Origin of the sequence: Planococcus sp. ANT_H30, assembly GCF_008369335.1 — a bacterium.
In the GTDB taxonomy this organism is placed as follows: domain Bacteria; phylum Bacillota; class Bacilli; order Bacillales_A; family Planococcaceae; genus Planococcus; species Planococcus kocurii.
Genome location: NZ_VOBJ01000001.1, coordinates 1,016,846 through 1,042,426, shown reverse-complemented (window position 1 = coordinate 1,042,426; position 25,581 = coordinate 1,016,846). Strand labels below are relative to the sequence as shown.

Annotated in this window: 33 protein-coding genes, 1 pseudogene and 1 riboswitch; of the genes and pseudogenes, 28 read left to right on the top strand and 6 right to left on the bottom strand. The window is 40.6% G+C overall.

What is annotated here, in order from left to right; translation table 11 throughout:
- Window positions 1–14 precede the first annotated feature (14 nt).
- Complete coding sequence (locus FQ085_RS04925) at window positions 15–821, top strand: carbon-nitrogen family hydrolase (RefSeq protein ID WP_149456061.1); 807 nt, start codon at window positions 15–17, stop codon at window positions 819–821.
- A 141-nt stretch (window positions 822–962) separates the two neighbouring features.
- Here FQ085_RS04925 and FQ085_RS04920 read toward each other — a convergent pair whose 3' ends face one another.
- Window positions 963–1,526, bottom strand: coding sequence for a GNAT family N-acetyltransferase (locus FQ085_RS04920; RefSeq protein WP_149456060.1), 564 nt, complete (start codon window positions 1,524–1,526; stop codon window positions 963–965).
- A 142-nt stretch (window positions 1,527–1,668) separates the two neighbouring features.
- Between FQ085_RS04920 and FQ085_RS04915 the strand changes: the two genes are divergently transcribed.
- From FQ085_RS04915 to FQ085_RS04865, 11 genes are all read left to right on the top strand, one after another.
- On the top strand, window positions 1,669–2,610 hold the full coding sequence (locus FQ085_RS04915; RefSeq protein ID WP_058384235.1) for a carbohydrate kinase family protein: 942 nt from the start codon (window positions 1,669–1,671) through the stop codon (window positions 2,608–2,610).
- A gap of 14 nt (window positions 2,611–2,624) precedes the next feature.
- Entirely contained in the window at window positions 2,625–3,074 is a 450-nt protein-coding gene (locus FQ085_RS04910) for an OsmC family protein (RefSeq protein ID WP_058384236.1), read from the top strand.
- A gap of 169 nt (window positions 3,075–3,243) precedes the next feature.
- Entirely contained in the window at window positions 3,244–3,627 is a 384-nt protein-coding gene (locus FQ085_RS04905) for a DUF302 domain-containing protein (RefSeq protein WP_058384237.1), read from the top strand.
- 144 nt (window positions 3,628–3,771) lie between these two features.
- Window positions 3,772–4,032 (top strand): metal-sensitive transcriptional regulator, encoded by a 261-nt coding sequence (locus FQ085_RS04900; RefSeq protein WP_049693154.1) that lies wholly within the window; start codon window positions 3,772–3,774, stop codon window positions 4,030–4,032.
- A gap of 140 nt (window positions 4,033–4,172) precedes the next feature.
- Window positions 4,173–4,655, top strand: coding sequence for a DsrE/DsrF/DrsH-like family protein (locus FQ085_RS04895; RefSeq protein WP_049693153.1), 483 nt, complete (start codon window positions 4,173–4,175; stop codon window positions 4,653–4,655).
- A gap of 29 nt (window positions 4,656–4,684) precedes the next feature.
- Window positions 4,685–5,050 (top strand): rhodanese-like domain-containing protein, encoded by a 366-nt coding sequence (locus tag FQ085_RS04890; RefSeq protein ID WP_149456059.1) that lies wholly within the window; start codon window positions 4,685–4,687, stop codon window positions 5,048–5,050.
- A gap of 14 nt (window positions 5,051–5,064) precedes the next feature.
- Complete coding sequence (locus FQ085_RS04885; protein WP_149456058.1) at window positions 5,065–5,361, top strand: rhodanese-like domain-containing protein; 297 nt, start codon at window positions 5,065–5,067, stop codon at window positions 5,359–5,361.
- A 42-nt stretch (window positions 5,362–5,403) separates the two neighbouring features.
- Entirely contained in the window at window positions 5,404–5,961 is a 558-nt protein-coding gene (locus tag FQ085_RS04880; RefSeq protein ID WP_058384240.1) for a sulfurtransferase TusA family protein, read from the top strand.
- Window positions 5,962–6,000: 39 nt separating this feature from the next.
- Window positions 6,001–7,125: an MBL fold metallo-hydrolase gene (locus FQ085_RS04875; protein ID WP_149456057.1), complete on the top strand. Its 1,125-nt coding sequence runs from the start codon at window positions 6,001–6,003 to the stop codon at window positions 7,123–7,125.
- Window positions 7,126–7,168: 43 nt separating this feature from the next.
- A complete protein-coding gene (locus tag FQ085_RS04870; protein WP_049693148.1) occupies window positions 7,169–7,396 on the top strand; it encodes a sulfurtransferase TusA family protein in 228 nt (75 codons plus the stop codon).
- A gap of 58 nt (window positions 7,397–7,454) precedes the next feature.
- Window positions 7,455–8,231: a sulfite exporter TauE/SafE family protein gene (locus tag FQ085_RS04865; RefSeq protein ID WP_058384242.1), complete on the top strand. Its 777-nt coding sequence runs from the start codon at window positions 7,455–7,457 to the stop codon at window positions 8,229–8,231.
- A gap of 40 nt (window positions 8,232–8,271) precedes the next feature.
- On the opposite strand, the gene FQ085_RS04860 is transcribed toward FQ085_RS04865, so the two are convergent.
- Window positions 8,272–8,949, bottom strand: a complete 678-nt coding sequence (locus FQ085_RS04860; RefSeq protein WP_149456056.1) for an oxidoreductase — start codon at window positions 8,947–8,949, stop codon at window positions 8,272–8,274.
- A gap of 136 nt (window positions 8,950–9,085) precedes the next feature.
- On the opposite strand from FQ085_RS04860, the gene FQ085_RS04855 reads away from it, so the two are divergent.
- From FQ085_RS04855 to FQ085_RS04845, 3 genes are all read left to right on the top strand, one after another.
- On the top strand, window positions 9,086–11,194 hold the full coding sequence (locus FQ085_RS04855) for a type IA DNA topoisomerase (RefSeq protein ID WP_149456055.1): 2,109 nt from the start codon (window positions 9,086–9,088) through the stop codon (window positions 11,192–11,194).
- A 126-nt stretch (window positions 11,195–11,320) separates the two neighbouring features.
- Window positions 11,321–12,520 carry a MalY/PatB family protein gene (locus tag FQ085_RS04850; RefSeq protein ID WP_149456054.1) on the top strand — a complete coding sequence of 400 codons (1,200 nt, stop codon included), beginning with the start codon at window positions 11,321–11,323 and terminating at the stop codon, window positions 12,518–12,520.
- Window positions 12,521–12,785: 265 nt separating this feature from the next.
- Window positions 12,786–12,989: a hypothetical protein gene (locus tag FQ085_RS04845; protein WP_058384246.1), complete on the top strand. Its 204-nt coding sequence runs from the start codon at window positions 12,786–12,788 to the stop codon at window positions 12,987–12,989.
- Window positions 12,990–13,079: 90 nt separating this feature from the next.
- On the opposite strand, the gene FQ085_RS04840 is transcribed toward FQ085_RS04845, so the two are convergent.
- Complete coding sequence (locus FQ085_RS04840; protein WP_058384247.1) at window positions 13,080–13,775, bottom strand: Na-translocating system protein MpsC family protein; 696 nt, start codon at window positions 13,773–13,775, stop codon at window positions 13,080–13,082.
- Window positions 13,776–13,976: 201 nt separating this feature from the next.
- Window positions 13,977–14,561: a protein-L-isoaspartate(D-aspartate) O-methyltransferase gene (locus tag FQ085_RS04835; RefSeq protein ID WP_149456053.1), complete on the bottom strand. Its 585-nt coding sequence runs from the start codon at window positions 14,559–14,561 to the stop codon at window positions 13,977–13,979.
- Between the two features lie 159 nt (window positions 14,562–14,720).
- On the opposite strand from FQ085_RS04835, the gene msrA reads away from it, so the two are divergent.
- The 7 genes from msrA to FQ085_RS04800 all read left to right on the top strand — a co-directional run bounded on the left by msrA (window position 14,721) and on the right by FQ085_RS04800 (window position 19,307).
- On the top strand, window positions 14,721–15,401 hold the full coding sequence (gene msrA / locus FQ085_RS04830) for a peptide-methionine (S)-S-oxide reductase MsrA (RefSeq protein ID WP_058384248.1): 681 nt from the start codon (window positions 14,721–14,723) through the stop codon (window positions 15,399–15,401).
- Window positions 15,402–15,499: 98 nt separating this feature from the next.
- Window positions 15,500–15,694, top strand: coding sequence for a PLD nuclease N-terminal domain-containing protein (locus tag FQ085_RS04825; RefSeq protein WP_049693140.1), 195 nt, complete (start codon window positions 15,500–15,502; stop codon window positions 15,692–15,694).
- Window positions 15,691–16,572 carry an ABC transporter ATP-binding protein gene (locus tag FQ085_RS04820; RefSeq protein WP_058384249.1) on the top strand — a complete coding sequence of 294 codons (882 nt, stop codon included), beginning with the start codon at window positions 15,691–15,693 and terminating at the stop codon, window positions 16,570–16,572. Before FQ085_RS04825 ends, FQ085_RS04820 begins: the two co-directional genes overlap by 4 nt.
- Entirely contained in the window at window positions 16,569–17,354 is a 786-nt protein-coding gene (locus FQ085_RS04815) for an ABC transporter permease (protein ID WP_149456052.1), read from the top strand. Before FQ085_RS04820 ends, FQ085_RS04815 begins: the two co-directional genes overlap by 4 nt.
- Before the next feature lie 79 nt (window positions 17,355–17,433).
- Window positions 17,434–17,820 carry a VOC family protein gene (locus FQ085_RS04810; RefSeq protein ID WP_058384251.1) on the top strand — a complete coding sequence of 129 codons (387 nt, stop codon included), beginning with the start codon at window positions 17,434–17,436 and terminating at the stop codon, window positions 17,818–17,820.
- Window positions 17,821–17,881: 61 nt separating this feature from the next.
- Window positions 17,882–18,706 (top strand): metallophosphoesterase, encoded by an 825-nt coding sequence (locus tag FQ085_RS04805; protein WP_058384252.1) that lies wholly within the window; start codon window positions 17,882–17,884, stop codon window positions 18,704–18,706.
- A 112-nt stretch (window positions 18,707–18,818) separates the two neighbouring features.
- Window positions 18,819–19,307, top strand: coding sequence for a GNAT family N-acetyltransferase (locus FQ085_RS04800; RefSeq protein ID WP_058384253.1), 489 nt, complete (start codon window positions 18,819–18,821; stop codon window positions 19,305–19,307).
- 66 nt (window positions 19,308–19,373) lie between these two features.
- On the opposite strand, the gene FQ085_RS04795 is transcribed toward FQ085_RS04800, so the two are convergent.
- Complete coding sequence (locus FQ085_RS04795) at window positions 19,374–19,697, bottom strand: CHY zinc finger protein (RefSeq protein ID WP_082707536.1); 324 nt, start codon at window positions 19,695–19,697, stop codon at window positions 19,374–19,376.
- A 157-nt stretch (window positions 19,698–19,854) separates the two neighbouring features.
- Window positions 19,855–20,025, top strand: a riboswitch (FMN riboswitch).
- A gap of 62 nt (window positions 20,026–20,087) precedes the next feature.
- Here FQ085_RS04795 and FQ085_RS04790 point away from each other — a divergent pair.
- The 5 genes and pseudogenes from FQ085_RS04790 (at window position 20,088) to FQ085_RS04770 (ending at window position 22,813) form a co-directional block, all read left to right on the top strand.
- A complete protein-coding gene (locus FQ085_RS04790) occupies window positions 20,088–20,369 on the top strand; it encodes a hypothetical protein (protein ID WP_058384254.1) in 282 nt (93 codons plus the stop codon).
- Window positions 20,370–20,999, top strand: a complete 630-nt coding sequence (gene ribE, locus FQ085_RS04785) for a riboflavin synthase (RefSeq protein WP_058384255.1) — start codon at window positions 20,370–20,372, stop codon at window positions 20,997–20,999.
- 17 nt (window positions 21,000–21,016) lie between these two features.
- Window positions 21,017–21,625, top strand: a pseudogene (gene ribB / locus FQ085_RS04780) (3,4-dihydroxy-2-butanone-4-phosphate synthase); the annotation flags it as partial.
- Window positions 21,626–21,660: 35 nt separating this feature from the next.
- On the top strand, window positions 21,661–22,125 hold the full coding sequence (gene ribH / locus FQ085_RS04775) for a 6,7-dimethyl-8-ribityllumazine synthase (protein ID WP_058384256.1): 465 nt from the start codon (window positions 21,661–21,663) through the stop codon (window positions 22,123–22,125).
- Between the two features lie 157 nt (window positions 22,126–22,282).
- Window positions 22,283–22,813 carry a histidine phosphatase family protein gene (locus tag FQ085_RS04770; RefSeq protein ID WP_058384257.1) on the top strand — a complete coding sequence of 177 codons (531 nt, stop codon included), beginning with the start codon at window positions 22,283–22,285 and terminating at the stop codon, window positions 22,811–22,813.
- Window positions 22,814–22,858: 45 nt separating this feature from the next.
- On the opposite strand, the gene FQ085_RS04765 is transcribed toward FQ085_RS04770, so the two are convergent.
- Window positions 22,859–23,479 (bottom strand): flavodoxin family protein, encoded by a 621-nt coding sequence (locus FQ085_RS04765; protein ID WP_058384258.1) that lies wholly within the window; start codon window positions 23,477–23,479, stop codon window positions 22,859–22,861.
- Window positions 23,480–23,743: 264 nt separating this feature from the next.
- Here FQ085_RS04765 and FQ085_RS04760 point away from each other — a divergent pair, with 264 nt between their 5' ends.
- Window positions 23,744–25,564 carry an LTA synthase family protein gene (locus FQ085_RS04760; protein WP_149456051.1) on the top strand — a complete coding sequence of 607 codons (1,821 nt, stop codon included), beginning with the start codon at window positions 23,744–23,746 and terminating at the stop codon, window positions 25,562–25,564.
- Window positions 25,565–25,581 lie beyond the last annotated feature (17 nt).

Sequence of the window (25,581 nt, the reverse complement as noted above, 5' to 3'; positions counted from 1 at the left end):
CTGGAGGAGAAAACATGAAAATTGCATGTGTTCAAATGGATATCATATTCGGAGAGCCCGAACAGAACTATCAGCAAGTCATAAATTATTTAACGGAGGCAGCCGCTAACGGAGCGGAGACAATTGTTTTCCCAGAAATGTGGAACACGGGATATGCACTGACTGAGCTTGGTACTTTAGCAGACAGCACTAACCAAACTGTAGAGCTACTGAAAAGTTTTGCGAAAGAACATGCTGTGAATATTGTCGGAGGTTCTGTTTCAACACAGAAGAATAACGGCTTTTATAATACGATGTATGTCGTTAATAAAAACGGTGAACTTGTTTCAGAATACGACAAAGCACATCGTTTTGGTTTAATGGATGAGCATATTCATCTTGAAGAAGGCGATACACTTGGGACGTTTAAACTGGACGGCACTGTTTATGGCGGAGTTATTTGCTATGACATTCGTTTTCCTGAATGGATTCGTGCACAAGCACTAAATGGAGCGAAGCTGATCTTCGTATCAGCGGAATGGCCAGAAGCGCGAATTGACCACTGGCGTATTCTTTTACAAGCTCGTGCAATTGAAAATCAGTGCTTTATCGTTGCCGTGAATCGCGTCGGCAGCGATCCGAAAAATGTATTTGGCGGCAGTACGATGGTCATAGCTCCTTGGGGAGAAGTTCGCTTGGATATGCAAAAAGACGAAGGCGTGGGGTATGTGGAAATCGATTTGGACGAAGTAGAGAAAGTCCGAAAACGGATTCCGGTCTTTGATGATCGTCGTGATCATTTGTACGAGAAATTCAGTAAGTCAATAAATGAGGTTCTTTAATATTCGCAATATGAAATACAACCAACTTTTACGAACTTAGTTTTCCAACTAGAAAGCCGCTCCAGATGAAAAATCTGAAGCGGCTTTCTTCTATATATATGGGAAGAAATAAAGAACACAAGCAAACGAAAAGTTAAATGCTCAAGAAATCTCTTTAACCATATGATGAAAAGGCTCACCAATAATAGTCCAAGGTTCGGCAATAGAATAGCCTAGACGTTTGTAAAGACGAATCGCCCCGTCTTTATCAATATCAACGTTTAACGAAAGTTTGCCTCCTCCTTGAGAAGAAACCAGCTCCTCCGCAAATTGGAAAAGTTTTGAGCCAATTCCTTGGCCTTGATAGGAAGAATCGACTGAAACAGTGTCGATATACCACTCGTCGGTATGAGCTTCTGGCTCAATTGAACGATTGTGCCCTTGTTTTTTCAGTTGATCAGCCAAGTAGCGATCTAGTGCTTCAGCTTGATTGCCGTGATAAAGCACCAAAGTGCCAGCAATATTGCCATCTACTAATGCAACGTATGTATAACGGTAGCTATGACGTGTATTTTCTCCACGAATCATATCCTCCACTTTTTCAAGTACCGCTGCTGGTTCTTTTTGTGCAGTCATGTGATTTGCGATGTCTCCAATCGCATTGATAATGAGTGGTGCGACTTTTTTTGCGTCATCGGGTTGCGCTTGTCGTATAATAATATTCATGTAGTATGCCTCCTGTTACTTGATTAAAACCTGCTTAGACTGAAATAATAGATCGTAGAAGTATAAAAGCTGAGCTATAGAGAAGTAGTTCAACATATAGTATATCAATGAAGGCGTTTATTAACACGAAGGGGGTCTACGGATGGTAAATACGAAACATGTGCTGACATACGGAGATACATTTGTGGATTATATAGCGACCAATGCCGCGAATGATACTTTCGAACGTCATCTTGGTGGAGCTACCGTGAATGTGGCTGCAGGCGTTAGCCGTTTAGGTGTGCCGTCAGGATTTATTACAATTACAGGAGACGACGAGACTTCTGCTTTTGTACGAAACGAATTACTGAAGGAGGGCGTAGATTTAACTTATGCCATCAAGGTACCCGAAAAGAGGGTGAGTGGTGTTTACATTCATTTGACGCCTGAATTTGATCGTGTGTTCTCAGCATATGTTAACAAAACTCCTGATCTTCAAGTAGCGAGCGATGAACTAAAACCAAAAGCTTTTGAAAATGCTAGTGTATTCCATTTCTGTTCAGGAACTCTTTTTCATCCTAAAGCAAGAGCCACTACTCAAAAGGCATTAAAACTAGCAAAGGAATATGATGTCCTTTGTTCATATGACGTTAATATTCGACCATTGCGCTGGGAAAGCGAAGACCTTTGCCGCAAAACCATATTGGATTTTCTTTCATCGGCAGACATTGTTAAACTAACGACAGAAGAACTTGCCTTTTTAATGGAAACGGAACGAATGGAAGATGGGATTACCCAATTATCCCATAATCATATTCCGTTGGTTTTTGTTACAGATGGTGAAAATGGCACGTATGCCGTTTGTAAAGATCAAACCTTTCACGTACCGGTTATTCCTGTGCAACCGGTAGACACAACAGGAGCGGGTGACGCCTTCATGGCTGGTATTCTCAGATACATCCATTTGTTTGGATTGCCTAAAACACATCAGGAAGTGATTCGCTGTACTGACTTTGGTAATAAAATGGGCGCACTTTGTACGACAAAAACAGGTGCGTTAACAGCAATGCCGCGTATTGAAGAGATTGAGAAAAATAAGGATTAAGAAGGAGAAACTTTATGACTTTGCATAGTTTTCATTTAAAAGCAGATTGGCCGGGTCTACGCAACGACGTAGGAGATATTGAAGTAGGCGGATTAAAAACTCAGATATCGATTCCACCGGAAATGGATGGCCCCGGAATCGGCACAAATCCTGATGAAATGTTGTTGGGTGCCGCGGCTACTTGTTACATTATTACACTTGCTGCTATGATGGAGCGCAGCAAGGTAGAAAAATCATCTTTAACGATGGAATCAGAAGGTATTGTAGAAGTCGTAAAAGGCGTAGTTACGTACAAGCGCATTATTCACAAACCACAAGTGGTTTTAAAAGCGACTGCTTCTGACAAGGATTTAGCATTAGTTCAGAAACTGGCAGAAAAAGCTGAAAGCTCTTGCATGATTACACGTGCGATTAAAGGCAATGTGGAAGTTGAATTGCAAGCGGATATAAGAAAAGAAAACTGAGATTCAGTATAGGCATGCCCCGGAAACCTTTAAAATAATAGACGAAGAAAAAGGTTTTCTTTTTCTTCGTCTATTATTTTTATGAGAAAATCCTGACAGTGCAATGTTTAGGTGGATTTATACCGGGTAGGGTACTGATAGAGCGAAAAACAAAAGGAGGAACTAACACATGTTTAATTACACAGTAGATACATTAAAAACAGTAAACGAAGCGGTTGAAGCTTTAGAGGAAAACTTAAAGGCGGAGAAATTTGGTGTTCTTTGGAATTTTGATTTAACTGCCAAACTTCAAGAAAAAGGGGAAGACTTCGATACGCCTTATAGAATTCTAGAGGTTTGTAATCCAAAAGAAGCGAATCGGGTGTTATCGGAAAACTTAATGATTGGCTATTTCTTACCGTGTAAAATCGTAGTGTATAAAGAAAGTGATGGTGTGAAAATTGGAATGCCGAAGCCTACTGCTTTGATTGGTATGGTTGAAGATCCAACCATCAAGTCGATTGCTGAGGATATTGAAGAACGTTTGATCAAGTGCATCGACCAGTCTGCATAAAAAGTCAGACGCTTTTATAAAGGTTAATCCCCGAAGTTTAACGTGATTGTTGTTGTAAGCTCATCTATTGACATCATACCCTTAGGGGTATATTATAAAGGTAAGCAAGAATCCTTTCGTTTATTAATAGGAGGCATCAATAATATGAAATACGACAAACTTGTTGAAAATCGATTGAAAAGAATAGAAGGTCAGCTTCGGGGTGTTATTAGAATGGTAGAAAACGACGGAGAGTGTAGAGATGTCGTTATGCAACTTTCAGCAGTAAGAAGTGCAGTAGACCGTGCTATCGGCGTTATTGTTAGCGATAACCTTGAAACGTGCGTACGTGAAAGCATAGAGAAGGGCGAAAGCACAGAGAATATGGTAAAAGAAGCTGTTGACTTACTAGTGAAAAGCAGATAAAAATTTTGTTTGACATTCACAGAGAGTTGCTTTAATATACCCTATAGGGTATCAAGAGAGTGCGGCGTCACTATAAAACGTTATTTTTTTTGGAGAAAAAATATACCCCTACGGGTAATTTAAAAAATGGAGGCAATACAATGGCACAAGAGCAAAAGAAAACGACGATCGTATTATTCAGCGGTGATTATGATAAGGCGATGGCAGCTTATATCATTGCTAACGGTGCTGCAGCATATGATCACGAAGTAACAATTTTTCACACATTTTGGGGATTGAATGCATTACGAAAAGAAAATCCACCAGCTTTGAAAAAAGGTCGTCTAGAAGCCATGTTCGGTAAAATGATGCCAAGAGGTGCAGATAAACTCGGTTTATCAAATATGCAGTTTGGTGGAATGGGACCTAAGATGATTAAACAAGTTATGAAAAAACACAATGCATTATCTTTACCACAACTAATTGAAATGGCAGCAGAGCAAGACGTGAAAATGATCGCCTGTACGATGACAATGGATCTTCTGGGGTTACAACAAGAAGAATTGCTCGATGGAATTGAATACGCAGGTGTTGCGGCTTATCTTGGAGATGCAGAAGACGGAAACGTTAACTTATTCATCTAATCAAATTGAATATGAGGGGAAGATGAAAAATGGAGTGGATTACATGGCTTTTAGTTGGAGCAGCTGTCCTTTGGTTAGTTTATCGATTCACAACACCTACTAAAGGAGTTCAAACGATTTCTACAGAAGAAATGAAAATGCAACTCGGCAAGAAAGATAAACAGTATATTGACGTGCGAACTCCAGGAGAATTTAAAGGGAATCATATCAAAGGCTTTAAAAACATTCCATTAAATGAGTTGCCAAAGCGCATGATTGAACTATCAAAAGAAAAAGAAGTACTGGTTATTTGCCAAAGCGGAATGCGCAGCAGCAAAGCTAGTCAATTATTGAAGAAAAATGGGTTTACTACGATAACAAATATTAGAGGCGGCATGAGCAGTTACCGCAAATAAAGGAGAAATTCACAATGAAAACAATGACAACCGAAGAAGTTCAAAAAATAGTAGAAAGTAACCAAGCGATTCACTTAATCGATGTTCGCGAAACAGACGAAGTTGCAGCAGGGAAAATTCCTGGCGCTATTCATATTCCGTTGGGGTTATTGGAATTCCGCATGAGTGAACTAGACAAATCTTCAGAATATATCATGGTTTGCCGATCTGGCGGACGTAGTGGACAAGCTACTCGTTTTCTTGAAGATCAAGGCTATAACGTTGCAAACATGGACGGCGGAATGTTGGATTGGAACGGCGAAACAAACTAATCGTCTGCTGAAGAACTGGCAGAATTTCAAGGAGGAAATTTAATGGTACAAACAGATTTAACATTAGATGCAAAAGGATTAGCATGTCCGATGCCAATCGTCAAAGCAAAAAAAACGATGAAAAATATGGATTCAGGTAAAGTACTTGAAATTCAAGCAACAGATAAAGGTTCAACGGCTGATTTTCAAGCATGGGCAAAAAGTTCTGGACATCAGTACATCGGGACTGAAATTGAAGGCGATGTGTTACATCATTTCCTCCGAAAAGATGGTGCAGGAGCTCCTGAAGAAACCATTACAATACCTGAAATTTCATTGGCAGATTTCACTCGGAAAGTTGAAAACGATGAAGCGATAACGATTTTGGATGTTCGCGAAAAAGATGAATTCGAAGAGGCTCATATTCCCGGAGCAATTCATATCGCATTAGGGGAAGTAGAAGCGCGAATGGACGAACTAACAAAAGAAGAGGCTATCTACATTATTTGCCATTCAGGTAGAAGAAGTGGTATTGCAGGAGATATGATGACTAAAAATGGTTTTAATAGCCTATATAACGTAGTACCTGGCATGAGAGACTGGACAGGGAAAACTGTATAAAAATTTTAACTAAAAATATACCCCTGGAGGTAATTTCGCATGACGGTAACAGCAATGAAAGCAAGTGAAGTAGCAAAAAAAGTAGTAAATAATCAGCCATTATTTATCTTAGATGTACGAAATGGCGATGCCTTTGCAGATTGGAAAATCGAAGGTGGCAATATCCAGTATTTGAATATCCCTTATTTTGATTTGTTGGACGGCGTCGAAGAAGTGGTTTCAGAATTGCCAATAGATAGAGATATCTTGGTAGTGTGTGCAAAAGAAGGATCTTCGGTTATGGTAGCGGAAATGCTGTCAGAAGAAGGCGTTTCTGCAGCGTATCTTGAAGGCGGTATGAAATCCTGGAGTGAACACCTGGAACCTGTAAAAGTTGGAGATTTGAGCAACGGCGAATTGTATCAATTTGTTCGTCTAGGCAAGGGATGTCTTTCTTACATGGTCATTTCTGAAGGAGAAGCCGCTGTAATTGATGCAACTCGCATGGCAACAATCTTCTTGGACTTCGCGCAAGAAAAAGGCGCAACAATCAAGCATGTTTTCGATACGCATTTGCATGCTGATCATATTTCTGGGGGCCGAGCGATTGCAGAAGCAACAGGTGCAACGTATTACTTGCCAGCAAAAGATGCAGAAGGAGTCGTGTTTGACTATGCGGCTTTAGAAAATGGTCTAGAAGTGGCAATTGGAAGCTCGCAACTCGAAATTGAAGCACTTTACTCACCAGGTCACACAATCGGCTCTACTTCGTTTATTGTAGACAAAAAATATTTGATGACTGGCGATATTTTGTTTATCGATTCAATTGGACGACCAGATCTTGCAGGTCTTGCTGAGGACTGGGTAGGGGATTTGAGAGAATCTCTTTACTCACGTTATCAGGATCTAGCAAACGAACTTATTGTTCTTCCAGCTCATTTCATGATTATTGATGAATTAAATGAAGACGGTAGTGTAGCTAAAAAACTTGGCGACTTATTTAAAGAAAACCACGGATTGAATATTTCGGACGAACAAGAATTCCGTGATATGGTTACGAAAAACTTACCGCCACAGCCGAATGCATATCAAGATATTCGCAAAACAAATATGGGTCAGATTACACCAGATGAAGAAATACAGCGTGAAATGGAAATTGGACCGAATCGCTGCGCAGTACGTTAAGTAAAAACAAAAAAATTACAAACAACCTAAAGGAGAGATACTGATGAAATCAACTAAAGTATTAGACGCGAAAGGATTAGCATGCCCAATGCCAATCGTAAAAACAAGAAAAGAAATGAAAGATATGGAAAGCGGAGAAGTTCTTGAAATTTTGGCTACTGATAAAGGTGCACAAGCAGATTTAGCTGCATGGGCAAAGTCAGGTGGACATGAATTAATGGAATCTCAAGTAGAAGGCGACGTCTTTAAATTCTGGATCAAGAAAGGCTAAGAGCTGGATCAAAGGGTATCGTTACGATACCCTTTTCCCTATTAGAAAGGTGATTTAAATGAGCATAGATTTTATCGTTGTTATATTTATCATCGGCTTTGTAGGTTCCTTTATTTCCGGAATGGTAGGAATCGGTGGCTCGATTATCAAGTATCCCATGTTACTCTATATACCAGTAATGCTAGGATATACGGCTTTTAGTGCTCACGAAGTGTCAGGGATCAGTGCCATACAGGTATTTTTTGCGACCATCGCTGGGGTATGGGCATATCGTGGTAGTGGTTATTTAAATAAAACTCTAATTGCTTATATGGGTGGTGCCATTCTCGTCGGTAGTTTTATCGGTGGCTTTGGCTCTACTCTACTATCAGAGCAAGCGATTAATATTGTCTACGCTATCCTCGCGACGATTGCTGTCGTAATGATGTTCATGCCCAAAAAAGGCGTCGATGACATTCCGCTTGATCAAGTGACATTTAACAAATGGCTAGCTGCAGGATTAGCCTTTGCTGTCGGAATTGCTGCCGGAATTGTAGGAGCAGCAGGTGCTTTTATTTTAGTGCCCATTATGTTAATTGTATTGAAAATACCAACACGGATGACCATTGCAACATCGCTTGCCATTACGTTCTTGTCGTCGATTGGTGCGACAATCGGTAAAATTGTCACAGATCAGATTTTATACGGTCCGGCGGCTGTGATGATTGTGGCAAGTATACTCGCAGCACCACTTGGAGCTAAGCTCGGTCAAAAGATGAATACGAAGTATCTCCAATGGATTTTGGCTTTACTGATTTTAGGTACAGCGATTAAAATTTGGACAGATATTCTATAATAGAAAAAGAGGATGCCTTTTCAAAAGGCATCCTCTTTTTCTATTTTTCAGTGCTTTGAGCACTTATGATTTCGATTCGATCGGATGGGTAGGTGTAGTTACCGGTACGTTCAATCTGGGCCACTTCATACATAGTGACTGCTACGTCTTTCGCTTCAACAGGTTTGTATTTTTTCATTTTGCCTTTTAGTACTTTGCTAATGACAGGGCTTAGAAGAGTAGCGGCTTTTTCACCTAAACGAAATTCTTGACGTTCTCCAAGCAACAGAGAAGGCTGGAATATATGCAAGGCAGTCAAGCCCGTTTTCTTCAAATTCAGCTGTAGCTGTCCTTTAGTGCGACTGTAGAAAACTTTTGAGTTGGAGTCGGCTCCTAATGCGGTAATAACCAAAAAGTTTTTTACTTGATGAGACTTTGCCAATTCAGCCATTTTAAGGGGATAGTCATAATCAACTTTTTTGAATGCCTCTTGTGATCCGGCTTTTTTGATTGTCGTACCGAGACAACAATAAACATCGTCGACAGTAAAATAGTCGGCATAGTCATCCAATTTGTCGAAATCGGTAATAATCTGTTCAAGTTTTTCATGTATTAGTTCGAGTGGATGGCGCACCAAAATTCTTACCTGGCTGTAGTGTGAGCTGTTTAAAAGGATATGGAGCAATTCATTGCCAACCAGTCCGCTGGCTCCTGCTAGTAAAGCAGTTTTATTGTTCATCGTAAACGACTCCTTTGTCTATGTGTTTTCGCTTAGAACCTACTATACCCCAATATATAGAGAATTGTCTTTTTGCTTTGAATCTTTGGCTAGAAGAGTACAATGAGATTAAGAATGAACGGAGAGGAAGAAGCGCATGAAACCAGTGATAGTCGCTGAAAAACCAAGTCAGGCCAAGGCCTACGCAGAAGCGTTCAAAACCACGAAACGTGACGGCTTTATTGAAATTACACCGGATGCGATTTTCCCAGAAGGTGCCTATATCACGTGGGGCATCGGACACCTCGTCGAATTAAAAGAACCAAAGGCTTATAATCCGAAATGGGGGAAATGGTCACTGGCTGCACTGCCGATTTTGCCAGACACCTACCAGTTTCAAGTAGCAAGAGGTAAGGCGCAGCAATTTGCCATTATAAAAAAATTGATTTTTCAAACCGATACGGTCATCAATGCTTGTGACGTTGACCGGGAAGGATCCAATATATTTTATAGTATCTATTACCATACGGGAGCTAAAGGTAAAAAGATTCAACGATTGTGGATTAATTCACTAGAAGCTGATGAAGTTAGAAAAGGTTTTCAAGAACTGCGCGATAATCGGCAAGATCTGTTGTTGTACCAAGAAGCGAAAGCGCGTCAAATTAGCGATTGGTTGGTCGGCATGAACGGCTCTCGTTTGTACTCCTTATTGCTTCAAGAAAAAGGCATACGCGAAGTGTTTGCGATTGGACGCGTGCAAACGCCTACTGTTTTTCTGATTTATCAGCGTGAAAAAGAAATTGAAGCATTTGTACCAGAGCCTTTTTATGAAATTGAAGGTCTATTTGATGCGGAAAAAGGACGCTATAAAGGTAAAGTGAAACTAAGAGCGAAGGAGAGAAGAGAAGCAGAAGAACTATTGGCCAAACATGCTGTTGCTGCAAAAGAAGAAGGCGTTGTCACACAAGTAAAAACTACAGAAAAACGTACGCCACCGCCCCAGTTGCACTCTTTATCAACTTTGCAAGCAGTGGCTAATCGGAAATGGAAATACAGTCCTGCTAAAGTTCTGTCTGTTATGCAGGGGCTGTACGAAAAAAAACTTGTCAGTTATCCAAGAACCGATACCCAGCACATTACACCGGGTGAATTTAGTTATTTGGCAGGCCAAGTTGAAAAATATCAGCAATTGATTGAAGCGCCATTTCCGATTGCTTCCAAAGCGCCGAAAAAGCGATTTGTAGACAGTTCCAAAGTTCAGGAGCATTATGCCATCATCCCGACAAAAACCATCCCGACTGCCCGAAAATTAGCGGGACTGGCAACAGACCAGCGTAACTTATATGAGGAAGTATTGCGGACGACGTTGGCAATGTTCCACAAAGATTATCGCTATGCCGAAACCAAGGTGACAACAGATGTTAAAGGGCTGGCGTTTTTCACCACTGGAAAAACAGAGCTTGAAAAAGGGTGGAAAGAGCTATTTCCTTCTGCCAAAGAAACGAAAGAAGAATCGTCTCTTCCTGAATTACGTGAGCAGGAGCGAGTTAAAAGTAAAGTCGATATAAAAGAAAGCATGACAACACCACCAAAGCCGTACACTGAAGGACAGCTAATCGCCATGATGAAAACGTGTGGGAAGTTTGTAGAAGATGTAGGGGATACTGAAATTTTAAAGGAAATTGAAGGACTTGGGACAGAAGCAACGAGAAGTGGCATCATTGAAACAATAAAACGGCATGAATACATCTCAGTCACCAAAAATATTGTTTCGATTACTGGAAAAGGTCGTATTCTTTGTCAATCCATTGAAGGGAATTTATTGTCGAGTCCATCAATGACCGCTAAATGGGAAACTTATCTGAAGAAAATCGGTAAAGGTGAAGGCTCAGCGGAAGTGTTCCTGGCAACCATCGGCAAGTTTATCCAAAAGCTGCTAGACGAAGTGCCGGGACAAATGTTGAAAAACGGATTGCCTGAACAGCTAGCAACACCTGATGCCAAAGATGAGATTGCTCTTTGTCCAAGATGCAAGACTGGCATGATTGTATCGCGAAGAGGTTCGTACAATTGTACCGAATACGCTACTGGTTGCAAGCAATCATTTCCCGCAACGTTCTTGAAAAAGCGGTTAACTGCTAAACAAATTGAATACTTGTGCACGAGAGGCAAGACGCCAGTTATTAAAGGGTTTGTTTCAAAAAACGGTAAGAAATTTAACGCTAAGTTGGTATTAGAAGAAGGTAAGTTGAAAATGGAGTTTTGAAAACCTGTTTCGTTAATTCAACTCGTATCGTAATCGGAAAGTTCGATTGGTTGCAATGAATTAGCGCTTTATCTAATAATGAATACTAAAGAAAAAGCCAGACATCAGCAGGAAAGGAAGTTTCATATGAAATATAATTTTGATGAAATCATTAATAGAAGAGGCACCTACTCTTTAAAGTGGGACGGAGAAGAGTTGATTAAGCAATTCGGATTAACAGAGAGATACGATGAACATACCATTCCATTGTTTACCGCCGATATGGACTTACCTGTTCCACAACCTTTAGTAGATGCTTTGCACAAAACAGTGGACCACCGAATTTATGGCTATTCTGTTTTTCCGGATGAGTATTTCGGTGCGATTCAATCGTGGTTACAAAAACGGCATGACTGGAGAGTGGAAAAAGAACACATCGTTTACAGTCCAGGAACAGTTCATGCGCTGAACATTGCGGTAAAAGCATTTACTAAACGAGAAGATGGCATCATCATTCAGCGTCCTGTTTATCCGCCGTTTACTTCTGTAATTGAAGGGAATGGCCGGAAAGTCATCAATAATGCACTACACGTAGATGAAGAAGGTTATTATTCGATTGACTTCGAGGATTTTGAAGCGAAAGCAAAGGCTGACCATACGACAATGTTCATTTTATGCAATCCGCATAATCCAACAGGTCGAGTTTTCAATAACGAAGAGTTGAATAAAATGGCAGCGATTTGTCATGACAATAATGTCTTAATCGTAGCCGATGAAATCCATGGAGATCTATTGCGTCGCGGCAATGAGTTTATTCCTATGGTGAAAGCGGCTGACCATGCTGACCACATTATTACGTGCACAGCAATTAACAAAACCTTCAATGTGGCTGGGTTGCATTGCACCAACGTCATTATCTCTGACGAAGAGCTTCGTACTCAATTCGCTACTGAAATGGGTATGCAATTGGCATCTCCCTTTGCGATTGCGGCTTTGATTGCGGTTTATAACGAAGGAGAAGACTGGTTGGATCAGCTGACTGACTATGTCGATGACACAATGACGTATGTCAAAGAGTTTTTGGCTGAGCGCATGCCAGAAGTAAAAGTAGCTATTCCTGAAGGAACCTATATTATGTGGTTAGATTTTAGTGGTTACGGCATAACAGCTGAAGAAATTCATGATCGCATATACAATAAAGCCAACGTCCTACTTGAAGATGGCAGTATGTTTGGTGAAGAAGGAGAGTTCTATCAACGGATTTGTACCCCTTCTCCGCGCCCACTGATAGAGGAAGCTTTGGAAAGAATAGCAAAAGAATTTGAAGACATTTCTGGAAAAAGATAACGAGGCAACCCCGTAGTAAATCATAAGTGGGTGCTGATTTCTTTATCTTTAACACGATATTTAGTATGATGAGGGTACTTGAGAAATAAGAGCGTGTTAATCTAAGATGTAGTTTCAACTAGCAACGGTGCTTTTTTCATGTTATCGCTATCTTTATATCTTGGTTAAATAGTTCAGACAATAGAGCTGAAGTAAAAGCCGAAAAGAATGCCTTGAAACAGAGGCAATTCTTTTCGGCTTTTCTAGTTTCTGAAAAAGAAAGGAAGTGGTCATCATTTATTACTTTGTAGATCATAAGAAAAAGAAGATTCACCAACGACAGTTTGCTGGAGATCGGTGCGATTTTGTGGAGACACCTGTAGAAAAAAGGGAATTTACTGACCAAGTCGAATATGTTCAACAGCTGAAGAATAAAGATTTATACGAAATGTGTAAATATTGCCAGCAAGCTCAAAGCATTAGTAGCTAGAAAGGCCGTATTTATGAATAAGCCAGACAAAAAACCATAGACAAGTCCATATTACCTGAGTTTGTCTATGGTTTCATAAGTTGGAAGTTGTTATTTGGCAGGTTCTAGTAATAACAAAGTATAGCCTTTATCAGTGGTGAAGTTCCAATCAAGAAACACTTCTGAAATAGGTTGCTTCAAAATGGCTTCAATCCGAGTTTGTAACAGTAAGCGCCGTTCTAAAGGACGCTTAACTAACTTCAATTCTTCAGTAAATCCTCCACGAATGAGTTCTTTTTCAATTTCGACAAAAATTCCGGTACGCTCGATCAATAATGTGCGGTTGTTGAGCCAGTACAAATCCGTTTTTTCAGGAGTTTTTTGTGCTTTTCGACTAGCTTCCTCCACTTCCTCGAGAACACTTTCCACTTGAACAGCTGAATCCCACTCAAAGTCGGCTGCTGGCGATTTATCGGTCATGACAGCAAGAATCATTCCCGTCTGATCATCTAAATTCCAATCTGCGTAGACATCTTCAATATCCAATGCACCAATTTGCCATAAATCCACTTTTATATCTACAGCCAGTTGATTCATCAAAAGATCACGTGTTTCTAATACTCTGCGATGTTCTTGTTGGTTCAGTAGAATTTTTTCAGGAGGAGATAAAAATCCACGCAGGTGGATCGTGATAAAGGGCGGCTTGACGGTTACGAATACTGAAGTAGGACCTTTTCCGAAATGATTACGCAATAAAGTGGAAATGTAGCTGCCAACTTCAGTATGAATTGTTTTTTCGGTAGGCATGACGTAGTCTCCTTTTTTAGCTGTAGCAATATAAACGACAATCTTTCTTTCATACATCTAATTAAAAGTAGATGGAAAAAGAGTAGTCTGTCTAGTGTGCTTTATTATACGGCAATTGCGTTGTCGTGTACAAAACGATTGCAGCGAATAAAAAAGAGTTACATACGCAGAAATATATAAGGTTATTAGTTTAATAGAAGATCACATTTCATATTTTCCTTTTAGTGGAACAAATAGCACGTGGTTTAAAAGCGTGCTGTGAATTTTGCCTTCAGCATCTTTTTCAATCAGTTGAAGTTCTTGGCTAGCAGAACTTCCTACTGGAATCACCATTTTCCCTCCATGATTTAGTTGTTCAAGTAGTTCTTTCGGAACTTCAGTAGCTGCAGCGGTAACCATTATCCGATCAAAGGGAGCATGCTCTTTCCAGCCCGCGCTGCCATCCCCTAAGTTAAAATGAATATTATCAAGACCTAATTGGGCTAACCGGTCTTTTGAACGATGATGCAACTCCTCAATTCTTTCGATTGTGTATACAGCTTTGGAGAAAGTAGCAAGTAGCGCGGTTTGAAAACCCGATCCAGTTCCAAGCTCCAATACTTTTTGGCTGGGTTCAAGGTCAAGTGCAAGTGTCATTTCGAGCACGAGCGATGGTTGTGAGATTGTTTGTTCAAATCCAATAGGCAAGGCATAGTCAAATGTAGCAAGGTCTTTGTTGGTATCCATGAAAAAGCTGCGATCCATTTGTCTGAAATAGGTGATGATTTCTTTTCTTCGTTCGCTCATCACGTTCACCCCCTTTCTCGTATTGTGTTTTTAGTAAACAAAGCGATAGCTGAGTCATGCATTTTCTGAACAGTCTTGTTACATTGAGTTTAATGAAAAACGAGCAAGCTGTATAGGAAGTAGACTGGAATTTATCCAGAAAAAGAGAGGGCGATTCGTATGGGTTTTCAACAAATGGTTATGAGGTCAATTGAAGAAGGTATTCATCAAAATGATCAGAGATTGGAACTTGCTACTTTTGGGATGGGCTGCTTTTGGGGACCGGAAGCACGCTTTGGTAGCATGCCAGGAGTGGTCCGAACCTGTGTGGGTTTTACTGGCGGAACAACACCAACGCCTACGTACCGGCAAATGGGCGATCACACGGAAACAGTTCATATCAGTTTTGATCCACGAGTCATCAGCTATGAAGCTATCCTTCGAGAATTCTGGCAAAATCATTACCCAAATCGCGATAATTATAAAGGGAGACAATATATTTCTTTAGTCCATTACCATACAGAGCAGCAGCGCAAAACGATTGAAAACATTCGAAAAGAAATGGAAACACAACTCCGTGAGCCAATTGAAACGGAAATTGCACCTTTTGGTGAATTTACGTTAGCTGAAGAACGCCACCAAAAATATTATTTGAAACGGTACCCAAAGGCTTTAGAGCAACTGGCAGAACTTTTTCCTGAAAAGGAATTATTAACAGACTCGACTTTTGCTGCTCGGCTAAACGGTTTTGTAAAAGGCTATGGAACAAAAGACAGTGTGCGAGAAGACATAGCGCAGTGGCGTATCGGAACCGTTGAAAAAAAATGGTTGACTGATCTTTTTTTGAAGTTGAAATGGTAGATGGGCTTTTACCTGAGATTGGATTTTGTCAGAAACTGTAGGAGATTAAAGCGCTAACCCATATAATAGAAAGAAAAGAGAAAAGTAGGAGATGCCTAGTGGATCAAACAACATTGCTGTTAGCTTTACTGCCAATTGTCGTAATTCAATTTGCACTAATGATTTTTGCTTTAATCGATTTGATAAAAAACCCCAATCCGAATGGTCCGAAATGGATGTGGGGAATCCTGATTGTGATCGTCAATATTTTAGGACCGATTCTTTACTTTGTAATCGGGAGGAGAAACTATTGAATATAGTGGAAGTGGAAAAACTAACAAAGCGTTACGGACAACAAGAGGTTGTGAAGCAACTTTCTTTTGTATTAGAAAAAGGCACTGCTACCGCTTTAATCGGTCCGAATGGAGCAGGGAAAACGACAACCTTGTCGATGTTAGCCAGTTTACTGTCTCCTTCAAATGGAACAATTACACTAGCTGAAAATTTGACCATCGGTTTCCTTCCTCAGTATCCTCAATTTTTTCCGTGGTTGACAGCGTTAGAATTTGTGGAAATGGCTGCGAAAATAAGTGGGATTGAAGCGAGAAAAGCGAAATTGCAAGCAACTCGCACCTTGGAATTTGTGGGACTTGAGACGGCAATGAATAAAAAGACAGGCGCTTTTTCAGGGGGAATGAAACAACGCCTTGGCCTTGCGCAGGCTATTGTCCATCAGCCGCAACTTCTTTTGTTGGATGAGCCGATTTCAGCTCTAGATCCGACGGGACGACGTGAAATCATGGATTTATTGAAATCACTACAGCAGGACACAACAATTCTGTACTCTACTCATATTTTAAATGATGCAGAAGAAATGACTGACCAGTTGTTGTTTATGAAAGATGGGTGTTTGATTGAGCAAGGATCTCTAAGCGAAGTCAAGAATCGGCATGCCGCCCCGCACATTCGCATACAGTTTCAAAATCAGACTCAAGCGTTAGACTTTGCTAGGAGACAGTCATGGGAATCTGAGGTGAAAGAGAGTTTTGTGTTTTTGCCTGTTCATGAAAACTATCCAAACATGCAGCAAGTTCTTCGTATTCTGGCTTCTGAACAACAGGGCATTATAGGGGTTGAATCACAAGCGGCTTCGCTAGAAGAAATCTTTTTAAAGGTGGTCGCTGCCAAATGAAGCAATTTCTTATTTTAACGCAAAAAGAGTGTTTGGAAAATATACGGAATTATAAAATTTTCTGGATACCCGCAGTTTTCATTCTTTTAGGGATTACCGAGCCTGTAGTCAATTATTTCCTTCCTCAAATCTTGGAGTCCTCCGGCGGTTTACCAGATGGCGCAGTGTTAGAATTACCAACACTTATGCCAGAACAACTATTGATAGCAGTCATGGAACAATTTCAAACGATTGGTATAGCTGTACTGATTTTAGCTTATATGGGAAGCATAGCTGGAGAACGAAAAAGCGGGACAGCCACTTTGCTGTATGTTCGACCACTTTCTTTTTCAGCTTATTTTCTAAGCAAATGGTCAGTCGCATCTGTTGTTTCCTTGGGTAGTGTCTGGCTTGGCTTTCTGGCGGGCTATTACTACACATTCCTTTTTTTTGGAGAAGTTGGATTTGGCAAGCTTGTTCAACTAATGGGAACTTATAGCATTTGGGTAGTGCTCATTCTAACGATTGTTTTAGCAGCAAGCGCCGTTTCACCAAATGGTGGAATTGCAGCGGCGGTTGCATTTGCAATATACCTGATCTTGCAATTAACGGATAGCTTATTCGGTACGACTTGGTCGATTTCACCGGTGAAAATCCCACAGTACGGAGCGGCTTGGTTAACGGGATCTTCCGATGGAGGTAGTCTCGTAGGAGCTATAGGGATAGCTATTTTATGTATTTTTCTTTTAAGCGTTTTAGGTAGTGTGGCAGCACGAAAAAATAAAGCCAAGACCAAAGTTTGAGTTGCCACTCACCAATCTACTGAGAAACTTGCACGTTTTTTAGTACAACGAGTAGCATGGATTAAAGGAGTGGGAACAAATGCTACATCATGTAGAACTCAATGTTTCAAATCTAACTGAAGCTAGGTCATTCTATAGCGAACTGCTACCACTACTGGGCTATGTATTATTTCAGGAGTGGGAACAAGGGTTCAGCTACAAATCAGGTCCTACCTATCTTGTTTTTGTTCAAACACAAGAGGAATTCTTACAAACGTCTTTTCATCGCAAAAAAACCGGATTGAATCATTTGGCGTTTCATGCAATTTCATGTGCGCAAGTAGACGAAATGACTGAAAAAATGAGACAATTGGGTGTGCGAATTTTATACGAAGACCTTCATCCCTATGCAGGTGGACCAAATTGTTATGCAGTTTTTCTAGAGGGACCTGATCGTTTGAAAATCGAAATTGTAGCACCGATTTAAGTAGATTAAAAGATGGAGCCGACTCCAATTGTTCGAATGAGAATTGAATAGAGGTTAGTTTATGAAAAAAATGATCGGACTTATGTTGTTAGTGTTACTAGTGGGGAGTGGCATTTGGGTCAGTAACAAGTGGGTGCAAACTACGGAATACACGGTAGCTTCTAAAGAGTTGCCAGTTGCTTTTGATGGAGCAACTGTTGTTCAGGTATCGGACTTGCACAATGCCACCTTCGGAAAAGATCAATCTTCACTGATTGAAAAGGTATCGGCAGCCAATCCGGACGTCATTTTTTTGACGGGCGATCTTATCGATAGTAATCGTTATGATTTGGAGGCTAGCTTGGTGTTAGTTGATGCGCTTGTGGAGATGAGTAAAGTGTATTACGTGACGGGAAACCACGAAGTGGCTTCCAATAAGATTGAGGAAATAACAGCTGCGTTGCGTAAACGGGACGTCGTGGTTTTGGAAGATGAGCAAGTTGAATGGAAAAAAGCACAATCGTCAATCCAGATTGCAGGAATTAACGATCCTTTGACAGAGCCTGAGATACACGAAGACGAAGCTACACAGGGGAGTCTTGAGCATGCGCAACTGACTGACAATTTTACCTTGTTGCTAGCACATCGTCCTGAATATTTTCCGATTTATGCAGAAGCTGGAGTAGATGTAGTGTTTTCAGGACATGCCCACGGCGGACAAATTCGAATTCCTGGCCTTGGCGGTTTAGTTGCTCCAGGACAAGGCTGGTTTCCGAAAGTAACGGAAGGGATCTTTGACAAAGATCAATCGAAAATGGTTGTTAGCCGTGGCCTTGGCAATAGTACTTTTCCCGTTCGTATTTTTAATCTGCCTGAAATTGTCGTAGTGACATTGAAGAAAGAGTAAAGCAAAAGTCGACGCAGCTTTTCTTTCTTCAATAATCATCTGACCATCTTTTTGAATCTAGAGATGCCTGATAGTCTGAGATAATGAACGCAAACAAGGAGGTCTACTTAACGTGATTAAAAAAAGAGAAGTGACATTGCACCGCTACTCCTCCAAACGATCAATCGGTTACGATTTGCCAACACATCAGCTGGAATTTACACGATTGCCTATAGAAATTATTGAAAAAGATGCCAACGATCCGTTAAAGCATTTTATTATTATTAAAGCACGCGGAGAAGATGCCGGTTTTTTCGAATTGGATGAATCGGAAGACCGTAAAAAATATTCGAACAACCCAAAAGCCTTATTGTTGAGAGGGTTTTCTGTGAATCCAAAATATCAGGGGCGAGGAATTGCGACAGGGTCTATCTATGCACTGCCAGAGTTTATGGAAATGGAGTTTCCAGATTTTGATCAAGTGGTGCTAGGCGTCAATGCGCGTAACATCCCTGCACAACGCTTGTATCAAAAAGCGGGATTCGAAGATACAGGTAGACGAATTATGCGCTCTAAAGGAGAGCAACTTGTAATGTCTTTATACACCAATAAAGCCAAGTGAGATATCGTTTCTCACTTGGCTTTATTGATTTTTTAAAAGAATCACGTTTCTAGGGCTTCCAGTTTTTTATCCGAAATAAAGATACTTATGCAAGTTGCAGCCTGGATTAAAAGGCAAAGTACAGCTAGGGCAAATAGATGCACAGGCTAAATATTCATCGATAGTAAGTTCATGCCCACAGCTCCCGCACAGCACTGCTTTTTCTTGGAACCGGTCTTTTGGCCAAACTTGGTGGTTGCCACAGCCTATAGCTTGGTGGCATTCGAAGCAGGGGAAGTATTGCTGACAGCAAAAAAACTTGATGGCAATTCGATCGATGGCTGAATGGTAATGAGCACAACGTGTTTCCGCATCTACGCTGACGCCTTTCACTGTGTGGTGATGAGACATAGTAACTCGTCCTTTCTGAAATGGCGATATGCTTTAAAATAGACAGTTGTTTGAGGGATATAGAATTCGAGTTGGCTGGAGTTCGTCGGAAATATCAGCTAAATTTATATGGTTCAGTTTCTTTCTATGCTACTATTAAAAAGACGAAACTACGAATCTAATTCTTCGGGGCAAGGTGAAATTCCTTACCGGCGGTGAGCAGGAAACTGCAAGTCCGTGACCCGGTTGGACGATGGCAAGCATAGGCCACTATGTTTTAAACGTCCAAACGGTGGAGCTGGTGAAATTCCGGCACCGACAGTTACAGTCTGGATGGGAGAAGAATTTAGAGATCGGCTTCGTTATGTGCCTCTTCTTTTCAATGTGTTGAAATTGAAAGGAGGAATTTGTATGACCAAACACCTTTATCAGGGAGTAGTCTCTGGAAATACAAGTCAACGGTCTTTAACCCTGCTCATTCTCTCAGTGGAAAACGAGCTTCTTCAAGGTACGAAAAATGGCCGTCTACTTGGCCAACTTGATAAAGAAGCAGGGCACATTGTGTTATGGATTCAAACCCTTCTGAAATATTCTTTCCTCACCACCCATACGCCCCATGGTGGAAAGCACCCGAAAACTCGTAAGACCCCAATTGAATACACTTTAGCGAACAGATTGGAGGAGTATGCCTAAATGTTTACAGGTATTGTTGAAGAACTTGGACATGTTGCCTCAGTTCGCTCTAAGCCACAAGCAATGGAGTTAACCATTTCCTGTGCGCTAATTTTAGAAGACGTTAAGCGCGGAGACAGTATTTCCATTAACGGAGTTTGTTTAACTGTATCGACCTTTACTTCTAATACTTTCACAGTTGATGTGATTCCAGAAACGGTCAAATCTTCAACGATGAAGGAATTGAAAGCAGGTTCCCGGGTAAATCTTGAACGCGCTATGCCAGCTAATGGACGTTTTGGCGGTCATTTTGTTAGTGGACATATTGATGGCGTCGGCGTTATCCGATCTGTGAAAAAAGAAGCAAATGCGATCACTAAAACAATCGAGCTTGAACCTCAGTTGTTGAAGTATATGATGCTAAAAGGATCGATCGCAGTAGATGGTACTTCTTTGACTATTTTTGCTGTTAGCCATAATACTGTGACGATTTCTCTTATTCCGACGACGCAAGAAGATTCGCTATTAGGAGAAAAAGGCATTGGTGAAAAGGTCAATATCGAATGTGATTTATTGGCAAAGTATACCGAGCGAATTCAAACAGCAGAACCGAAAATCAGCAGAAGCTGGCTAGCAGAAAACGGATTTTAAAAGGAGGCGCAACACAGATGTTTTACACGGTAGAAAAAGCCATTGAAGATTTAAAGAATGGTAAAGCCATTATTGTCATTGATGATGAAGATCGAGAAAATGAAGGCGATTTTGTTGCTTTGGCAGAATTCGCTTCACCTGAAATCGTCAATTTGATGGCGACCGAAGGAAGAGGTTTGATCTGCGTACCACTTGCCCAATCAATCGCCCAAAACTTACAAATTGGTCTAATGACGGACCATAATACAGATGAGTATGGTACTGCTTTTACAATCAGTGTGGATCATAAAGATACGACGACAGGCATTAGTGCTTTTGAACGCTCTCATACAATTACAAGCTTAGTCAAGCCAACTGCGAAAGCAACAGACTTTAAACGTCCGGGTCATGTTTTCCCGTTGATCGCAAAAGATGGCGGCGTCCTTGAACGAACAGGACATACTGAGGCAGCAGTAGATCTAGCGAAGCTTGCAGGTTCACCTCCAGCAGGAGTTATATGTGAAATTATGAATGCTGATGGAACGATGGCGCGTGTTAACGATTTGTTACAAGTGTCAGAACGTCTCGGTCTTGGTATTTTAACGATTAAAGATTTAGTAACGTACCAACAAGAACAGCAAAACATGACAACTTATTAATCTACTAGAGGAGATGGACTTAAATGACGATACATTTTGAAGGATATTTAAATGGTGAAGGTTTACGAATTGGAATTGTAGTTGGTCGTTTTAATGAATTTATTACAAGTAAATTATTAAGTGGGGCAGAAGATGCTTTAAAACGTCATGGCGTTGGAGAAGAGGATGTATCGATTGCTTGGGTACCTGGAGCTTTCGAAATTCCGCTTGTAGCGAAAAAAATGGCGATGAGTGGAAATTTTGATGCCATTGTTACGTTAGGAACAGTCATCAGAGGCGCAACTCCTCATTTTGATTATGTTTGCAGCGAAGTCGCTAAAGGTGTTTCAAGAGCGAGTGACCATGCAGATATTCCAGTCATTTTTGGTGTTTTAACAACAGATTCTATTGAACAGGCGATTGAACGCGCTGGAACAAAAGCTGGAAACAAAGGTTGGGAATCAGCAGCAGGTGCTATTGAAATGGCAAACTTGATGAAAAAATTATAATTTATGACTCCTGAGCTTTTGCTCAGGAGTTTTTTTGAGGTTAAAAGACGAGATTTGGGGAATGTGATAGGTAAAGGAAGTGTATGATGGTTATAAAGAAGCGAAACATTCTAGGTTTTGAATTCGAACCAATGAAAATCACAAGAGGATGATGAGTATGGAAAAAACAATTTACTTAATTAGACATTGCCAAGCAACCGGACAGGCACCGGACGCGGACTTGACTGCAATGGGGCAAAAGCAAGCAGAAGAATTAGCAAGATTTCTTCAACAACGACAGATTATCCATTTTGTTTCGAGTCCGTTTACACGGGCTATCCAATCGATTGAACCGGCAGCAGACCAACAAGATTTACCGATTCGAATTGATGAGCGTTTGGCTGAACGAGTGTTGAGCTCTGAAGATTTGCCAGACTGGATGAAAAAATTAGAAGAGTCTTTTAATGATGACAACGTAAAATTCACTGGAGGCGAATCAGGGAAAGAGGCAGCAGACCGTGCCATGGAAGCATTGAGTGAAATGGATGACATGACTGCAGCGGTAACTCATGGCAATTTGTTGGGCTTACTATTAAAACGAATTGACGACGATTATGGGTTTTTGGAGTGGCAAAAGCTGACTAATCCTGATATTTATAAAGTGATAATAAAAGATGGCCACCTTTTTGCACATCGCGTGTGGAAATAAGTACATAGAAAAACCGGCAGTACTTTCGCTGCCGGCTGCTTAGGTTTAAAGTGTATTGCCTTCATTCGGAATTGGATTGTTCTTAAGCATACCGGCCAAATGATAAGTATTGTAGGCAAGTCGTTGAATCGCTGCTTTAGTAAACTCATTTTCTCTGCCAGCATCCATATAAGAAGCTCCAGGACCTGCTTCACCAACCCAATAAGCATCAACGTTCGGTGGAATGACAAACCCGATATGAGAAAGGGCGTAAAGAACGGATGCAGCAGCATGCTTAGCGCCGTCTTCGTTACCCGTGATTGCAACACCGCCAACTTTATTGTAGAAAACGGATTGTCCTTTATCATTGGTGACACTGCTACTGCCATAAAGACGTTCAATGGTTTGCGTAGCCAATGAACTTTTTTCTCCGAGCCATAAGGGTGTACCGATAATGACAATGTCTGCTGCCATGACTTTTTCAAATACTTTAGGCCATTCATCGCCTTCACCCATATCTTCTTGAACACCGTAAGCAACGTCATAATCGGCCAAGCGGACAATTTCTGATTCTACTCCTAGTTGATTGTAATGAACTTGAACATCATTGATGAAACCTTCTGTGTGAGAAGGGTCCTTTGAACTTTTTAGTGAAGTATTGATGAAAAGTGCTTTTAATGTTTGCATCGTATCGCTCCCTTTAGGTAGTCAGGTTCTAAAAATGACGTTAACAATCGTTTTTCCGATAGAGTGTTAAGCAAATCAGTCCACGCTTATGTAATAAGCATCAAAATAATTTGCACGATATCTTCTTGAACAACTGTAGAAAATAAGAGCCTGCTTATCATTAAGTCTGTCTTGCCTTGCATATACATTTAACTATTCCCTTTTTAACTAACTATATGCAACATTCAACTTTAAATGATCGTCTTTAGAAATGAGGTGTTTTAAATGAAGAAAACAGCTGTCATGCCATATATACTCATTTTTTTCTTATTGTTTATTAAAATAAGTGCTTTTCGCGTGCTCATTTTTGACGCGAAATCCTTTTGGCATATTGCTTTGGTTGAATTTCCACTATGGGCTTTCTTGCTGTCAGTGGTATTACTGGTAGCTCATAAAAAACTGTGGCAAGCAGTATGGATTTTTAACTTATTGGTCTCCATCATCTTCTTCACTGTCACACTTTATCTGCGCTATTATTCTACGATTCCTTCTTACTATGATTTACAACAAGCGACTCAGTCTAGCTCTGTCAGCAATACCATTGCGATGCTATCAACTCCATGGGATTTCTTGTTTTTCCTAGATGCTGTTTTGCTCGTATTCCTTGCTCGTCGTTGGAGAAAACCGGTGAAATTGCCGGCGATAAAACATATAGCTATTAGCATGGCGGTCATATCAGCAATATCAATTGGTTACGCTATCGAGCAGCCAGTTATTGACGTTTCCTATTTCGCAAAAGAAAACGGCTTTCTCCAATCTCAAGTAGTTCAACTGTATAATCGCTCGACCGATACGGCTCATGCCTCTTCGACTAAGTTATCGGAAAAAAAACTGGAGGAACTTAAAGGCAATAAATATGTGAAAGTGAGTGAACAAGAAAGTTTTGGAAGGGCTGAAGGACGAAACTTATTCGTTATTCAAGTAGAGTCTTTACAGAATTTCGTCATTGGCAAGACGTTGAATGGCCAAGAAATTACACCAAATCTTAATAACCTGTTAAGTGAAAGTGCTTATTTTTCAAACGTTTTCCAACAAATAGGAGCTGGTACGACTTCTGACGCGGAATGGATTGTTAACACTGGTTTGTATCCGCAAGGAATGATTCCTACAGCCAATAGTCTTTCAGGAAAGGAAGCACCTTCACTTGCACGAACATTGAAAAAAGAGGGCTACGGTTCTGCTACCTATCACGCAGATGATGTGACTTTTTGGAATCGTGACGTTCTTTATCCGGTTCTTGGTTATGAAGAGGTGTTCTCGATTGATGACATCCCGAACGTTAAAAATGTCGGTTTTGGTCCTGCGGATGAAGTGCTGTTTCGTTTTGCTGCAGATGAACTTCCACGCCAGCTCAAAACCTATGAACGCATTTACGCGAATATTGTAACCGTTACGAGTCATACACCATTTGAATTGCCATCATCTATGCAGCATCTAACTTTGCCAATTGAATACGAAGGCATGTATGTTGGAAATTACCTGCAATCAATTCGTTACGCAGACGAACAGATTGGTTTTTTCATTCAGGAACTAAAAGATCGTGGAATTTATGACGAATCCCTAATTGTTATTCTAGGTGATCATTCAGGTATGCATGGTACATTAGTGACTGAAGAAGACCAGCAGTTATTGAGTGACTTTCTCGGACATGACTACTCATTAAAAGATCAATTTACTATTCCGCTTATTTTTACTGGGGGAAACTTGTTTGAAGAAAAAGAACTGACGCGTTTGGGCGGTCAGACAGACATTATGCCAACTGTGTTAGCATTACTCGGAATTGAACACAATGCCCCGGTGATGGGACACAATCTGTTTGAGTACAAAAAGAATTTACTGGGTATGCGTTATTACATGCCAGGAGGTTCTTATATTCAGTCTGAACAATTGTACAAAGCGCCTGGCGCGAAACTGCCAGGTGTACTACACGATTTGAAAACGATGGATGAACGTAGAAAAAATAGTGATGCGAAAAAACATCGTAAAGATACAGAAACTTTGATGAACTATGCAGATACTTTGCTGACAGACTATATGAAGGACTAAGTTCGCTCGTCTAAAAA

Bases quoted from the DNA above. Each gene is read 5' to 3' on its own strand.
- FQ085_RS04925 (WP_149456061.1), top strand. From the start codon at position 15: ATGAAAATTGCATGTGTTCAAATGGATATCATATTCGGAGAGCCCGAA.
- FQ085_RS04920 (WP_149456060.1), bottom strand. From the start codon at position 1,526: ATGAATATTATTATACGACAAGCGCAACCCGATGACGCAAAAAAAGTC.
- FQ085_RS04915 (WP_058384235.1), top strand. From the start codon at position 1,669: ATGGTAAATACGAAACATGTGCTGACATACGGAGATACATTTGTGGAT.
- FQ085_RS04910 (WP_058384236.1), top strand. From the start codon at position 2,625: ATGACTTTGCATAGTTTTCATTTAAAAGCAGATTGGCCGGGTCTACGC.
- FQ085_RS04905 (WP_058384237.1), top strand. From the start codon at position 3,244: ATGTTTAATTACACAGTAGATACATTAAAAACAGTAAACGAAGCGGTT.
- FQ085_RS04900 (WP_049693154.1), top strand. From the start codon at position 3,772: ATGAAATACGACAAACTTGTTGAAAATCGATTGAAAAGAATAGAAGGT.
- FQ085_RS04895 (WP_049693153.1), top strand. From the start codon at position 4,173: ATGGCACAAGAGCAAAAGAAAACGACGATCGTATTATTCAGCGGTGAT.
- FQ085_RS04890 (WP_149456059.1), top strand. From the start codon at position 4,685: ATGGAGTGGATTACATGGCTTTTAGTTGGAGCAGCTGTCCTTTGGTTA.
- FQ085_RS04885 (WP_149456058.1), top strand. From the start codon at position 5,065: ATGAAAACAATGACAACCGAAGAAGTTCAAAAAATAGTAGAAAGTAAC.
- FQ085_RS04880 (WP_058384240.1), top strand. From the start codon at position 5,404: ATGGTACAAACAGATTTAACATTAGATGCAAAAGGATTAGCATGTCCG.
- FQ085_RS04875 (WP_149456057.1), top strand. From the start codon at position 6,001: ATGACGGTAACAGCAATGAAAGCAAGTGAAGTAGCAAAAAAAGTAGTA.
- FQ085_RS04870 (WP_049693148.1), top strand. From the start codon at position 7,169: ATGAAATCAACTAAAGTATTAGACGCGAAAGGATTAGCATGCCCAATG.
- FQ085_RS04865 (WP_058384242.1), top strand. From the start codon at position 7,455: ATGAGCATAGATTTTATCGTTGTTATATTTATCATCGGCTTTGTAGGT.
- FQ085_RS04860 (WP_149456056.1), bottom strand. From the start codon at position 8,949: ATGAACAATAAAACTGCTTTACTAGCAGGAGCCAGCGGACTGGTTGGC.
- FQ085_RS04855 (WP_149456055.1), top strand. From the start codon at position 9,086: ATGAAACCAGTGATAGTCGCTGAAAAACCAAGTCAGGCCAAGGCCTAC.
- FQ085_RS04850 (WP_149456054.1), top strand. From the start codon at position 11,321: ATGAAATATAATTTTGATGAAATCATTAATAGAAGAGGCACCTACTCT.
- FQ085_RS04840 (WP_058384247.1), bottom strand. From the start codon at position 13,775: ATGCCTACCGAAAAAACAATTCATACTGAAGTTGGCAGCTACATTTCC.
- FQ085_RS04835 (WP_149456053.1), bottom strand. From the start codon at position 14,561: ATGAGCGAACGAAGAAAAGAAATCATCACCTATTTCAGACAAATGGAT.
- msrA (WP_058384248.1), top strand. From the start codon at position 14,721: ATGGGTTTTCAACAAATGGTTATGAGGTCAATTGAAGAAGGTATTCAT.
- FQ085_RS04815 (WP_149456052.1), top strand. From the start codon at position 16,569: ATGAAGCAATTTCTTATTTTAACGCAAAAAGAGTGTTTGGAAAATATA.
- FQ085_RS04810 (WP_058384251.1), top strand. From the start codon at position 17,434: ATGCTACATCATGTAGAACTCAATGTTTCAAATCTAACTGAAGCTAGG.
- FQ085_RS04805 (WP_058384252.1), top strand. From the start codon at position 17,882: ATGAAAAAAATGATCGGACTTATGTTGTTAGTGTTACTAGTGGGGAGT.
- FQ085_RS04795 (WP_082707536.1), bottom strand. From the start codon at position 19,697: ATGTCTCATCACCACACAGTGAAAGGCGTCAGCGTAGATGCGGAAACA.
- FQ085_RS04790 (WP_058384254.1), top strand. From the start codon at position 20,088: ATGACCAAACACCTTTATCAGGGAGTAGTCTCTGGAAATACAAGTCAA.
- ribE (WP_058384255.1), top strand. From the start codon at position 20,370: ATGTTTACAGGTATTGTTGAAGAACTTGGACATGTTGCCTCAGTTCGC.
- ribH (WP_058384256.1), top strand. From the start codon at position 21,661: ATGACGATACATTTTGAAGGATATTTAAATGGTGAAGGTTTACGAATT.
- FQ085_RS04770 (WP_058384257.1), top strand. From the start codon at position 22,283: ATGGAAAAAACAATTTACTTAATTAGACATTGCCAAGCAACCGGACAG.
- FQ085_RS04765 (WP_058384258.1), bottom strand. From the start codon at position 23,479: ATGCAAACATTAAAAGCACTTTTCATCAATACTTCACTAAAAAGTTCA.
- FQ085_RS04760 (WP_149456051.1), top strand. From the start codon at position 23,744: ATGAAGAAAACAGCTGTCATGCCATATATACTCATTTTTTTCTTATTG.